This window comes from Streptomyces sp. NPDC090127, from assembly GCF_044746945.1.
Lineage (GTDB): Bacteria > Actinomycetota > Actinomycetes > Streptomycetales > Streptomycetaceae > Streptomyces.
In genome coordinates, this window is record NZ_JBIVDE010000009.1 from 147162 (window position 1) to 160107 (window position 12946).

At 72.3% G+C, this 12946-nt stretch carries 9 protein-coding genes; 6 read left to right on the plus strand and 3 right to left on the minus strand.

Going from position 1 to position 12946, the window contains the following annotated elements:
- Positions 1 to 65 precede the first annotated feature (65 nt).
- From ACIPPS_RS29265 to ACIPPS_RS29280, 4 genes are all read left to right on the plus strand, one after another.
- On the plus strand, positions 66 to 827 hold the full coding sequence (locus ACIPPS_RS29265) for a DeoR/GlpR family DNA-binding transcription regulator (RefSeq protein WP_401438578.1): 762 nt from the start codon (positions 66 to 68) through the stop codon (positions 825 to 827).
- A complete protein-coding gene (gene pfkB / locus ACIPPS_RS29270; RefSeq protein WP_401438089.1) occupies positions 824 to 1777 on the plus strand; it encodes a 1-phosphofructokinase in 954 nt (317 codons plus the stop codon). Before ACIPPS_RS29265 ends, pfkB begins: the two co-directional genes overlap by 4 nt.
- Positions 1774 to 3954, plus strand: a complete 2181-nt coding sequence (locus ACIPPS_RS29275) for a fructose-specific PTS transporter subunit EIIC (protein ID WP_401438092.1) — start codon at positions 1774 to 1776, stop codon at positions 3952 to 3954. Before pfkB ends, ACIPPS_RS29275 begins: the two co-directional genes overlap by 4 nt.
- A gap of 284 nt (positions 3955 to 4238) precedes the next feature.
- Complete coding sequence (locus ACIPPS_RS29280; RefSeq protein ID WP_401438094.1) at positions 4239 to 5321, plus strand: glycosyltransferase; 1083 nt, start codon at positions 4239 to 4241, stop codon at positions 5319 to 5321.
- 77 nt (positions 5322 to 5398) lie between these two features.
- Here the strand turns inward: ACIPPS_RS29280 and ACIPPS_RS29285 are convergent, their stop codons facing one another.
- The 3 genes from ACIPPS_RS29285 to ACIPPS_RS29295 form a co-directional block, all read right to left on the minus strand.
- Complete coding sequence (locus tag ACIPPS_RS29285) at positions 5399 to 6247, minus strand: DUF6227 family protein (RefSeq protein ID WP_401438097.1); 849 nt, start codon at positions 6245 to 6247, stop codon at positions 5399 to 5401.
- 67 nt (positions 6248 to 6314) lie between these two features.
- The gene (locus ACIPPS_RS29290; RefSeq protein WP_401438100.1) at positions 6315 to 7388 is read right to left on the minus strand and encodes a P1 family peptidase; all 1074 of its coding nucleotides are present in this window, start codon (positions 7386 to 7388) and stop codon (positions 6315 to 6317) included.
- Positions 7389 to 7414: 26 nt separating this feature from the next.
- Entirely contained in the window at positions 7415 to 8593 is a 1179-nt protein-coding gene (locus tag ACIPPS_RS29295) for a low temperature requirement protein A (RefSeq protein WP_401438103.1), read from the minus strand.
- 402 nt (positions 8594 to 8995) lie between these two features.
- Here ACIPPS_RS29295 and ACIPPS_RS29300 point away from each other — a divergent pair, with 402 nt between their 5' ends.
- Positions 8996 to 10420, plus strand: a complete 1425-nt coding sequence (locus tag ACIPPS_RS29300; RefSeq protein WP_401438106.1) for a NarK family nitrate/nitrite MFS transporter — start codon at positions 8996 to 8998, stop codon at positions 10418 to 10420.
- 168 nt (positions 10421 to 10588) lie between these two features.
- Positions 10589 to 12868: a formate C-acetyltransferase gene (gene pflB, locus ACIPPS_RS29305; protein ID WP_401438108.1), complete on the plus strand. Its 2280-nt coding sequence runs from the start codon at positions 10589 to 10591 to the stop codon at positions 12866 to 12868.
- Positions 12869 to 12946 lie beyond the last annotated feature (78 nt).

Here is a 12946-nt window from a genome sequence, read left to right on the forward strand (position 1 = left end):
CGTAAACGCGGACGTAGTCTGCAAGAGAAACAACAGGTTCGGGCATGGAACGGATACAAAACCACATGTACGCACCCGAGCGACAGCAAGCGATCCTCCGGCTCGCCCGCGAGAGCGGACGCGTCGACGTCCTCTCCCTCGCCGAAGAGTTCCAGGTCACCGCCGAGACCGTGCGGCGCGACCTCAAGGCCCTCGACCGGGCCGGACTCGTCCGCCGGGTGCACGGAGGCGCGATACCGGCCGGACGGCTCGACTTCGAGCCCGACCTCGCCGAGCGCGAGGCGACCGCCGCCGACCAGAAGGACCGGATCGTCCGGGCCGCCCTCGCCGAACTCCCCGACGAGGGAAGCGTCGTGCTCGACGCGGGCACCACCCTCGCCCGGCTCGCCGCCGAGTTCCCCCTCGACTGCGGGCTGACCGTCGTCACCCACGCCCTGCCCGTCGCCGCCCGGCTCGCCGACCACCCCGGCATCGACCTCCACCTCGTCGGCGGCCGGGTCCGGCACCGTACCCGCGCCGCCGTCGACGCCTGGGCGCTGCGCGCGTACGGCGAGATCCGCGCCGACGTCGCCTTCCTCGGCGCCAACGGCTACTCGCCCGACCACGGGCTCACCACCCCCGACCTCGCCGAGGCCGCCGTCAAACGGGCCGTGATCGCCTCCGCCCGCCGGGTCGTGCTCCTCGCCGACTCCGCCAAGCACGGCGAGGAGCACTTCGCCCGCTTCGGCGCCCTCACCGACGTCGACCTGCTCATCACCGACAGCGGGCTCAGCCCCGAGGACGCCGCGGCGATCGAGGCCGCGGGAACGGAAGTCGTACGCACATGATCCTCACCGTCACCCCCAACCCCTCCCTCGACCGGACGTACGAGGTCCCGGCCCTGGAGCGCGGCGAGGTGCTCCGGGCCTCGGCCGAGCGCATGGACCCCGGTGGCAAGGGCGTCAACGTCTCCCGGGCCGTCGCCGCCGCCGGCCGGCGGACCGTGGCCGTCGTCCCGCTCGGCGGGGCGCCCGGCGCACTGGTCGCCCAACTCCTCGCCGAGCAGGGGATCGAGGTCGCACCGGTACCGGTGGCCGGCCACACCCGCTCGAACATCGCCCTCGCGGAAGCCGACGGCACGCTCACCAAGGTCAACGCACCCGGCCCCGAGCTCACCGCGGACGAGGCCGAGACCCTCCTCGCCGCCGTCGGTGCCTACTCCCCGGCCGCCGACTGGATCGCCTGCTGCGGCAGCCTGCCGCGTGGCCTCGCGCCCGCGTGGTACGCCGAACTGGTCACCCGCGCCCACGGCGCGGGCGCCCGGATCGCCCTCGACACCTCGGGCCCCTCCCTGCTCGCCGCGCTCGCGGCCCGGCCGGACGTCGTCAAGCCGAACGCCGACGAACTCGCCCAGGCGGTCGGCCGGCCCCTGGCCACCGTCGGCGACGTCGCGAAGGCGGCGGAGGAGCTGCGCGGGCGCGGCGCGGGCGCGGTGCTCGCCAGCCTGGGCGCCGACGGCCAGCTCCTCGTCACCGCCGACGGCACCTGGTTCGGCGCGGCGGCGGTCGACACCGTCCGCTCCAACGTCGGCGCGGGCGACGCCTCCCTGGCCGGGTTCCTCACGGCCGGCACGGACGGGCCCGAGGCGCTGGCGGCGGCGGTCGCGCACGGCGCGGCGGCCGTCCAGCTGCCGGGCAGCGAGATGCCCACCCCGGCCGACCTGAACCCGGCGGCGGTCACCGTGACCGCCGACGTACCCCTGGACCGAGTACTCAGCGAGCAAGGGAGCCCGCGATGAGCCAGATGATCACCGCGGACCTGGTCGATCTCGACCTGTCCGCCGGAACGAAGGAAGCGGCGGCCCGCTCGCTCGCGGAGCGCATGGTCGCGCTCGGCAGGGTGACGGACCTCGACGGCTTCCTGGCGGACGTGGCCGCCCGCGAGGCCCAGATGCCGACCGGCCTCGACGGCGGCATCGGCATCCCGCACTGCCGCAGCGCCCACGTCACGTCCCCCACGCTCGCCTTCGGCCGCGCACCCGGCGGCATCGACTTCGGCGCCGCGGACGGCCCGGCGGACCTGATCTTCCTGATCGCGGCCCCGGCGGGAGCGGACGACGCCCATCTGACGATCCTGTCGTCGCTGGCCCGCCAGTTGATGGACGAGGAGTTCACGACGGCGCTGAGATCGGCGGGATCCGCGCCGGAGGCGGCGGCGCTGATCGCGGGGGAGGCGCCACCGGGCGAGGCGGAGACAGCTGGGGCGGCGGAGACGGCGGCGGCTGCTGCCGAGGGCACCGACGCCGCTGGATCCGCTGGGCACACCGACGCCGCTGGGTCCGCTGAGGGCACCGACGCTGGGGCCGCTGAGGACACCGACGCCGCTGGGGCTGCTGGGGACACCGACGCCGCTGGGGCCGCTGAAGCCGTGCCGGAGTCTGGTTCCGATGCCGGCATACCGGCGCCCCCGGCCGCCTCCGGTGGGGGAGAAGCACCCTTCCGGATCGTCGCCGTCACCTCCTGCCCCACCGGCATCGCCCACACCTACATGGCGGCCGAGTCGCTGGAGAAGGCCGCCGAGACCGCCGGCGTCGAGGTCGTCGTCGAGACGCAGGGGTCCGCCGGGTTCACCCGGCTCGACCCGGCGGTCATCGCTGCCGCCGACGGCGTGATCTTCGCGCACGACGTGCCGGTACGGGAGAAGGAACGGTTCGCCGGAAAGCCGACCGTCGACGTGGGCGTCAAGGCGGGCATCAACCGCCCCGTCGAGCTGATCGCCGAGGTCCGCGGCAAGGCCGCACGCGGCGAGACCACCGCCCCGGACGCCGGGAAGGCGACCCCGGTCGAGAGCGCGGGCGAGCCCGAGGAGGGGTACGGCACCAAGCTCCGGAAGTGGCTGATGTCCGGCGTGAGCTACATGGTTCCGTTCGTCGCCGCCGGCGGTCTCCTCATCGCCCTCGGCTTCGCCATCGGCGGCTACGACATCGACAAGGCCCCGTCCGTCGCCGAGCACTTCATGTGGGGCCAGGCCGACAGCTGGGCCGCGCTGCTGTTCCAGATCGGCGGTCTCGCGTTCGCCTTCCTCGTCCCGGTCCTCGCCGGCTACATCGCGTACGGGATGGCCGACCGGCCGGGCCTCGTACCCGGCTTCGTCGGCGGCTCGATCGCCCTCACCATCAACGCGGGCTTCCTCGGCGGACTGGCCGCCGGCCTCATCGCGGGCGGCACGGTCCTCGCCATCCAGAAGGTGAAGGTGCCCGCCGCTCTGCGGGGCATCATGCCGGTGGTGGTGATCCCGCTGCTGGCGTCGATCGTCGTCGGCTTCCTGATGTTCCTGGTGATCGGCAAGCCGATCGCGAGCCTCCAGAACGCCCTCACCGACTGGCTCTCCAGCCTCTCCGGCGCCAACGCGATCATCCTGGGCGTGATCCTCGGCCTGATGATGTGCTTCGACCTCGGCGGCCCGGTCAACAAGGTCGCGTACGCCTTCGCCGTCGGCGGGCTCGCCACCCCGAACGAGGGCTCCCTGAAGGTCATGGCCGCCGTGATGGCCGCGGGCATGGTGCCGCCGCTCGCGATGGCGCTGGCCACGACCGTGCGCGGCAAGCTCTTCACCAAGGCCGAGCGGGAGAACGGCAAGGCGGCCTGGGTCCTGGGCGCCTCGTTCATCAGCGAGGGCGCGATCCCGTTCGCCGCGGCCGACCCGCTGCGGGTCATCCCCGCGGCGATGGCGGGCGGCGCGGTCACCGGCGCCCTGTCGATGGCCTTCGAGTGCACCCTGCGGGCCCCGCACGGCGGCATCTTCGTGGTCCCGCTGATCGGCAACCCGCTGCTCTACCTGATCGCCATCGTGGCGGGCACGCTGGTCAGCGCCGGCCTTGTCATCCTCCTCAAGGGCGCGCGCGGGCCGGCCCCCGAGGCGGCGCCGGCCGCGGAACGGCCCGAGGCCGCGACGAAGGTGGCGGCCGCGGCCTGACCGGTCCCTGACGAGCCCCGAGGGGCGGTGCGCCGGCCGGGCGTACCGCCCCTGACGTCACCGTGGGTCTGCCGCACCTGGCCACCGGCCGTGAGGGCCCTGAGGGACGCGCCGGTCGCCCTGTGCCACCGTCACGGTGAGATCCCCAGGGGTGCGTACGCGCCAGCGAACTCCTGGAGGGCTGTCGGCGTGCCGTCCCGCCGCGCCCCGGGCCCGTGCGTACGGTCGCTGCCCGACCGACCCCGGGGAGCGGTGTTGCCGTGAGGCCGACCTTCTGCTTGTGCATGATCGTCAAGAACGAGGCCCGTGTCATCGAGCGGTGCCTCGCCGCCGTCCGCGACCTGGTGGACACCTGGGTCATCTCCGACACCGGCTCGACCGACGGCACCCAGGAGCTGATCCGCACGGCGCTCGACGGCATCCCCGGGGAGCTCCACGAGGAGCCGTGGGTGAACTTCGGGCACAACCGGAGCCTGAACGTCTCCCGTGCCCGGGGGCGCGCCGACTACCTCCTGCTCCTCGACGCCGACCTCGTCCTGCGGCAGGACGGGCCCCTGCCCCCGCTGACCGCCGACGCCTATCTGATCCGCCATGAGGGCCCGCTGGAGTACCGCATCAAGCGCCTGGTCAGGGGCGATCTCCCGTGGCGGTACGAGGGCGTCACGCATGAGTACCTCACCGCCGACCAGGACCATGTCCAGCAGAACCTCGACGCGCTCGTCGTCGAGGACCACGCCGACGGCGGCTCGCGCCACGGCAAGTTCGCACGCGACCTCCGGCTGCTCGGCGCCGAGCTGGAGCGCGACCCCGGCAACGTCCGTACGGTCTTCTACCTCGCGCAGACCCTGCGCGACCTGGGCCGCACCGCCGAGGCGATCACGCTCTACGAGCGCCGGGCGGCCATGGGCGGCTGGGCGGAGGAGGTCTCCTACGCGCTGCTCCAGGCCGGGGTCCTGCGGGCGGAGTCCGGCGACTGGCCCGCGGCGATGGACACCCTGACCCGCGCCTGGGACGCGCGGCCGCAGCGGCTCGAAGCCTGCTACGAACTGGCGTCGCGGCTACGGCTGAGGGGCCGCCACCACGCGGCGCACGCGATCGTCTCCGCCGTCGTCGACCGTGAGCAGCCGGACGATCTGCTCTTCGTCCAGCCGTGGGTGTACCGGTGGGGGCTGCTCTTCGAGTACTCGATCACGGCGTACTGGGTGGGCGACCACGCCGGATCCCTCGCGGCCTGCGACCGACTGCTCGCCCTGCCGGACCTGCCGGAGGCGTACCGCGAACAGACGCGCGCGAACCGGGAGTTCGCCGTACGCAGGCTGGTGCCGGCATCGCACGCGGCGGGCGCGGCGCCGGCACGGAGCCTCTGACCGCCAGGTCGTGTCCGGAAAGTCTGGCCTGGCTCGCGACGCCCTGAGGGCGGACGACCACACTTTCCGGACACTCCCTAGCGGACCCGGGCCCGGGCGCGGTGCTCCATCGCCTCGCGGGCGGTCTGCTCGTCCCCGTAGACCTCGCACATGTGACGGCCGTCCGGGGTCGCCGTGTGTTCCACCTCCCACAGGCTCAGCTCGCTGCCGTCGAGCAGCAGGAAGGCGTGCTCGTAGAGCGTGAAGCCGGCGTCCCGGCCGCCCTCCGCCGTGCACAGACGGCCGAAGGCCTGGGTGATGTGGTGCGCGAACGCCACCCGCAGCCGGCGTGCCGTCTCCTCGCCGGGCCGGTCCGGGTTCTCCGCGCGGCGCAGCACCCGGCGGGCGTGGTCCGGGGTGTTGTCCGGGACGTACCGCCGGGGCTGCCTGGGTATCGGGCGCGACAGCAGCGTGCTCAGCAGCTCCAGGTCGTTGTCCTCGTCGAAGTCGAGACCGAGGGAGCGCCCTCCGTCCCGGCCCGGGGAGAACCGGGTCGGCAGCCGTGACGCGGCGAGCCGGGCGTCCGCCTCGTCCGTGTACAGCTCGTGCTGCTCGGCGCCGTCCCGGCCGGAGTTGTGCACGAGCTCCCACAGCCCGAGCGCGGTGCCGTCGGCGAGCAGATAGGTGTGGCGGTACGTCGTGCGGTGCAGCGACGCGCTGTGGTGCGAGGAGTGCAGCGTGCTGGAGTGGGCGAACGCCGTCTCCAGGCGCTCGAACGTGCTGTCGGGGAGGTCGAAGGAGTTGAGCGCCCGGCCGAGGAGCCGCGCGAGGTGCGTCTCAGTCGTCTCGTACGGATCGTGAGGATCCTGCGGATCGTTCAAGAGGGTCTCCAGGCCGTCGCCGCATGTCACTTGGTGCTTGCTAAACGTAGTCCCTGGGTCTGACATCGTGTCCGGGGTTCGGCAAAACGAAGGGGGCCCGCGGGAAGTTCCCGCGCGCGGGCCGTCGTGCGCCTCAACTCCCCTTGTTGGACGGGGAGTCGACAGTAAGGTCCGCGCCGTACAGCTCGCGGTGCGCGGGGAACTCACCGCCCGGCCCCGCCACCCCTTCGGTGACGTCCCGGACGGCCCGCGCGATCGCCCGCGTCACCACGTCCGCGCCCGCCGCGAGGACGTCGTTGAGGGCGAGCGGCCCGGCCTCCGGCGGCAGCGGGCGGACACCGGTCGCGAGGGCGAAGACGGTGTCCCCGTCGTTCAGGAGGTGCACCGGGCGGACGGCGCGCGCGATGCCGTCGTGCGCCGTGCCCGCGAGCTTCTGGGCCTGCGCGCGGGTCAGTTCGGCGTCGGTCGCCACGACCGCGAGGGTGGTGTTGAGGGGCGGCGGGGTGTTCCGGGCGCCCGCCTCGGTCAGGCGCCGCTGGGCGGCCTCGTGCACGGCAGGGTCCGGGTAGGCGGGGCGACGGCCCTGGAAGAGCTCCCCGTACAGGACGCCGGTCTCCGGGTCGACGGCCGAGCCGACCGCGTTGGCGACGACGAGCGCGGCGACCGTGACGCCCGACTCCAGGACCGCGCTCGCCGTGCCGACCCCGCCCTTGAGCCCGCCGACCACGGCCCCCGTGCCCGCGCCCACCGCGCCCGTCTCCACGCGCGCGTGGAGCTCCGTCGCCGCCGCGGCCTCCACCGCGGCCCGCCCGGTGGCCGCGTCGGGGCGGGCGGAGAAGTCGCCGCCCCGGCCCAGGTCGAAGACACAGGCGGCGGGGACCACGGGCACCACGTGCGCGGGCTCGGGCCCGACCCGTACCCCTCGGCCCCGCTCCTCCAGCCAGGCCATCACCCCGCCGGCCGAGTCGAGGCCGTAGGCGCTGCCCCCGGTCAGCACCACGGCCTCGATCCGCTGGACGACGTTACGGGGGTCCAGCGCGTCGGTCTCCCGGGTGCCGGGCCCGCCGCCGCGCACGTCCACGGCCGCCACCGCCCCGCCCTCCGGGGCGAGGACGACCGTGGTCCCGCTCAGCGCCCCGGGCCCCTCCACGCGCGCGTGGCCGACCCGCAGCCCGGTCACGTCCGTGATTGCGTCATGGTGCGTCATGGTCCCTGCGTACCACGTGCGTTCGGTCAGTGGTCGGGGCCAATGCCGTGCGAGGCCGGATTGCGCGCGGCCAGCGTCACTCCGACCGCCACCGTCGCCGCCGCGACGAGGCCCGCCGCCAGGACCGCCCAGCGGCCGGCGAACGTGCACATCAGGATCGCGAGCGCCGAGACCGGCAGCACGAGCTGCTGGGCGATGCCCGCCTTGAAGTAGCGGGCGTGCAGCAGCCACACGCAGAGCAGGAAGACCGCGGCGGGGATCGTCACCGCCGACGAGGCGGCGAGGGTGGAGATGTGGGCCTTGCCCACGGCCTGCTCGACGGCGACCTCGATCCCCGCGCCGATGGCGGCGGCCGCGGCGAAGATCAGGTAGTGCCCGTACCCCCAGAGGAAGCCCCGCCGGTTGTCGACGAGGCGGAGGTGGGCGGGTACGGCGAAGTAGATCCACCAGGCGGCGTAGACCAGCAGCAGGCCGCCGGCCGCGATGGGGAGCAGGTCGTCGAGGGCGTCGTACTCCGCGACGCCCGACTTGACCGCGACGGTCGCCGCGAAGATCGTCTCGCCGAGCACGATGATGGTGAACAGGCCGTAGCGCTCGGCGATGTGGTGCGGGTGCCAGTGCGTGTTGACGGCCCGCTCCGCGACGGCGGGGACCGTCAGCTCGGCGACGATCCCGACCAGGAAGATCCAGACGCGAGCCTGCTCGGGCGCCAGGAGGAGTGCGGTCCAGCCGATCTGGCAGAGGAGCACACCGGCCGCGTACCGGTGGCACATCGTGCGCTCGGCGGGGTCCGTCGCGTGGTGGGCGGCGCGCATCCACTGGAAGGCGAGGGCCACCCGCATGACGAGGTAGCCGAGCACGGCGACGAGGTAGTCGTCCTGGAAGACGCGGGAGATTCCGGCGGCGAGGATCAGGACACCGGCGATCTGGACCAGCGTGACGACGCGGTAGAGGACGTCGTCGTTGTCGTACGCGGAGGCGAACCAGGTGAAGTTCATCCAGGCCCACCAGATCGCGAAGAAGACCAGCGCGTAGTGGGCGATCCCGTCGGCGGCGTGGTGCTCCACGACTGCGTGCACGAGCTCCGCACCGGCCTGGGAGACGGCGACGACGAAGCAGAGGTCGAAGAAGAGTTCGAGCGGCGTGGCGGCCCGGTGCTCCTCGCCACGAGACCGCGCGATGAGCGGCTGGAACGGTTGCGTCATGCGCCCCACCCCACCAGAACGCACGCCCCGGCGTGTGCTTAGGCACGCGGATCCCGTGACCGAGGGCGCACGTTTCCGAGCCCGTTTCAGCCTGTGCGCCGCGCCCCCGCGCCGGACGGCACCCGGGCCTCGGCGTACCGCAGGGCGGACCGCCCGCGCCACGCCGCGATGCGCGCCCAGCGACGGCGCCTGGTGATCCAGGCGCGCGACCGGCGGCAGCGGCGGGCGGGGCTGTCGGGTCTCCCGGGGCGGCAGCGGCGGTCGGGGCGGTGCGTACGGCCCGGGGCTGACGGGACCTCCGCCCGACCGGGTCGAGACCATGGCCTCTGACCTCCCCCTGATGTCCCGGCGCACGGTGGAGAGGCAAGGAAATCCCGAAGCCCCACCCCCCAGGGAAGCGCCATGAGTTCCGTAGTCCAGGACAACAGAGCGGCGACGAGCGGGCCGGCACCCTCGTACGACGCGGAGCAGTACCGCCCGGGCCGGCCCGTCACCGACTGGGAGCCCGAGAACGAGCTCTTCTGGAAGTCGATCGGCAGGCGCGTCGCCCACCGCAACCTGTGGATCGCGGTCCCGGCGCTCCTGGTGGCCTTCGTCGTCTGGCAGGTGTGGAGCGTCACCGCCACCAACCTGAAGGACGTCGGCTTCGGTTTCTCCACCTCGCAGCTGTTCTGGCTGACGGCGATCCCCGGTCTGACCGGCGGCACCGCCCGGATCTTCTACACCTTCCTCGGCCCGCGGATCGGCCAGCGCCGCTTCACGGCGCTGTCGACGGTCGTGCTGATCGTCCCGCTGATCTGGCTCGGCATCGCGATCCAGAACCCGGCGACGCCGTACGGCGTGATGGTCGCCATCGCCGCCCTGTGCGGCATCGGCGGCGCCAACTTCGCCTCCTCGCTCGCGAACATCGGCTTCTTCTTCCCGAAGGCGAAGAAGGGCAGCGCGACGGGCATCAACGGCGGCCTGGGCAACCTGGGCGTCTCGGTGGTCCAACTGCTGACGCCGATCGTCATCACCTTCTCGACCATCGCGATCGGCTCGGCCCAGCACAAGGCCGACGGGACCCCCGTCCACCTGCAGAACGCGGCCTTCGTCTGGGTGCCGGTGCTGCTCGTCCTGGCGGCCGTCGCCTGGTTCGGCCAGAACGACCTGAAGGTGGCCTCCACCCCCTTCAGCAAGCAGAAGGTCATCTTCACGCGCAAGCACAACTGGGTGATGACCTGGCTGTACGTCGGCACCTTCGGCTCCTTCATCGGCTTCGCCGCCGCTCTGCCGATGCTGATCAAGACCACGTTCCCGGACTACTCCGTCGCCACCTACGCCTGGATGGGCCCCGCCGTCGGCGCCCTGGCCCGGTGGGCGGGCGGCTGGGTCGCGGACAAGCTGGGCGGCGCGCGGGTGACGATCCTGTCCTTCGTGGGCATGGCGGCCTCGATCATCGGCGTCATCAGCTTCCTGCCGACCGGTGCCGACACCGGCGACTTCCACGGCTTCTTCTTCTGCTTCCTCGCCGCGTTCTTCTTCTCCGGCATCGGCAACGGCTCGACCTTCCGCCAGATCCCGGTGATCTTCCGCTCGACCCACCTGAAGGGGCTGACGGAGGGCACCCCGGAGTACGCCAGGGCGCTGAAGCAGTCGGAGATGGAGTCCGGCGCGGTCACCGGCTTCACCTCGGCCGTCGCCGCCTACGGCTTCTTCTTCATCCCGGCCCTGTTCGGCTCGGTGGCCGTCACCAGCGCGATGTGGGGGTTCGTCGCCTTCTACGCCAGCTGCACCCTCGTGACCTGGTGGTTCTACGCCCGCAAGGGCGCGGAGGCGCCCAGCTGACCGGCCCGGTCATCCGCTCCCGAAAGACCCCGCCGCGGCGGGGTCTTTCCGCATGCCGAGGACAGGACCAAAGCCCGTCGATCGGTGACCATCGCCGACCCGTGCGACCGATCGGAAGGCGTGCAATGGAGGGAGGCAACGACGCGATCGAATGATTCGAAGAAGGCGGTGCGGGCAGTGACTGCGACCCCTGCTGAGGCAACGGTGAACGAGACGGCCTGGAAGGGCTTCAAGGGCGGACTGTGGCGCGACGCCGTCGACGTCCGCGACTTCATCCAGCAGAACTACACGCCGTACGAAGGCGACGCGTCCTTCCTCGCCGGCCCCACCGAGCGCACCACCGCCGTGTGGAAGGCGATCACGGACCGCTTCCCCGAGGAGCGTGCCAAGGGCGTGTACGACGTCGCCCACGACATCCCCTCCACCATCACCTCCCACGCCCCCGGCTGGATCGACCGGGACAAGGACCTGATCGTCGGCCTCCAGACCGACGCCCCGCTCAAGCGCGCGATCATGCCGTACGGCGGCTGGCGTATGGTCGCGGGCGCCCTGGAGACCTACGGCTACCCGGTCTCGGCCGAGCTGGAGAAGGTCTTCACCGCGTACCGCAAGACCCACAACGCCGGGGTCTTCGACGCCTACACCCCCGAGATCCGGGCCGCCCGCAAGGCCGGCATCGTCACCGGTCTCCCCGACGCCTACGGCCGCGGCCGCATCATCGGCGACTACCGCCGTGTCGCCCTCTACGGCGTGGACCGGCTGATCGCGGTCAAGCGGGAGGAGAAGGAGGAGCTCAACTCCCTCCCCGCCGGCAACCGTTCGCTGGAGGAGACGATCCGGCTGCGCGAGGAGCTCGCCGAGCAGATCCGCGCCCTCGGTGAGCTGAAGACGATGGCCGCCTCCTACGGCCACGACATCTCCGGCCCGGCGACCACCGGCCGCGAGGCCGTCCAGTGGCTGTACTTCGCCTACCTCGCCGCCGTGAAGGAGCAGAACGGCGCCGCGATGTCGCTGGGCAGGACCTCCACCTTCGTGGACGTCTATCTCCAGCGCGACATCGAGGCCGGACTCCTCACCGAGGAGCAGGCCCAGGAACTGGTCGACGACTTCATCATCAAGCTCCGTATCGTCCGCTTCCTGCGCACCCCCGAGTACGACGAGCTGTTCTCCGGCGACCCGACGTGGGTCACCGAGTCCCTCGCCGGCATGGGCGAGGACGGCCGGCCGCTGGCCACCCGGACCTCCTTCCGGTACCTCCAGACCCTCTACAACCTCGGCCCGGCCCCGGAGCCGAACATGACCGTCTTCTGGTCGCCCCGACTGCCGCAGGGCTTCAAGGAGTTCTGCGCCCGGGTCTCCATCGACACCTCCTCCGTGCAGTACGAGTCGGACGAGCTGATGCGGCCGCGGTTCGGCGACGACACCGCCATCGCCTGCTGCGTCTCGGCGATGCCCGTCGGCAAGCAGATGCAGTTCTTCGGCGCCCGCGTGAACCTCGCCAAGACCCTCCTCTACGCGATCAACGGCGGCCGGGACGAGAAGTCCGGCGCCCAGGTCGGCCCGGCCACCGGCGCCATCACCGCGGACGTCCTCGACTACGACGAGGTGCTGGCCCGGTTCGACGAGCAGATGGAGTGGCTCGCGAGCGTCTACGTCCACGCCCTGAACGTCATCCACTACATGCACGACCGGTACGCCTACGAGCGCATCGAGATGGCGCTCCACGACCGCGACGTGCGCCGCACCATGGCCTGCGGGATCGCCGGCCTCTCTGTGGCCGCCGACTCGCTGGCCGCAGTCAAGTACGCCAAGGTCATCCCGGTCCGGGACGAGACCGGTCTCGCGACCGACTACGTGATCGACGGCGCGTACCCGGCGTTCGGCAACAACGACGAGCGGGCCGACGAGATCGCGGTCTGGCTGGTTGAGGAGTTCATGAAGAAGGTGCGCAAGCACCCGACCTACCGGAACGCCGAACACACCCAGTCCGTCCTGACGATCACCTCCAACGTCGTCTACGGCAAGAAGACCGGCAACACCCCCGACGGGCGCCGCGCCGGTGAGCCGTTCTCCCCGGGCGCCAACCCGATGAACGGCCGCGACACCCACGGCTACGTCGCCTCGGCCCTGTCGGTCGCCAAGCTCCCGTACGAGGACGCCGAGGACGGCATCTCACTGACGAACACGGTCACCCCCGACGGCCTGGGCCGCACCCCCGAGGAGCGGATCAGGAACCTGGCCGGTGTCCTCGACGGCTACATGGCCAGCGACGGCTTCCACATGAACGTCAACGTCCTCAACCGGGACGTGCTGAGGGACGCCATGGAGCACCCGGAGAACTATCCGCAGCTGACCATCCGGGTCTCCGGCTACGCGGTCAACTTCGTCCGGCTCACCCGTGACCAGCAACTCGACGTCCTCAACCGCACCTTCCACGGCTCGCTCTAGGCGGTGGCCCTAGAGCCAGCCCGGACGCACCGCCCGGGGCCGGCCCCTCACCCGGCCCCGGTGCCACGCCCCTTCGGA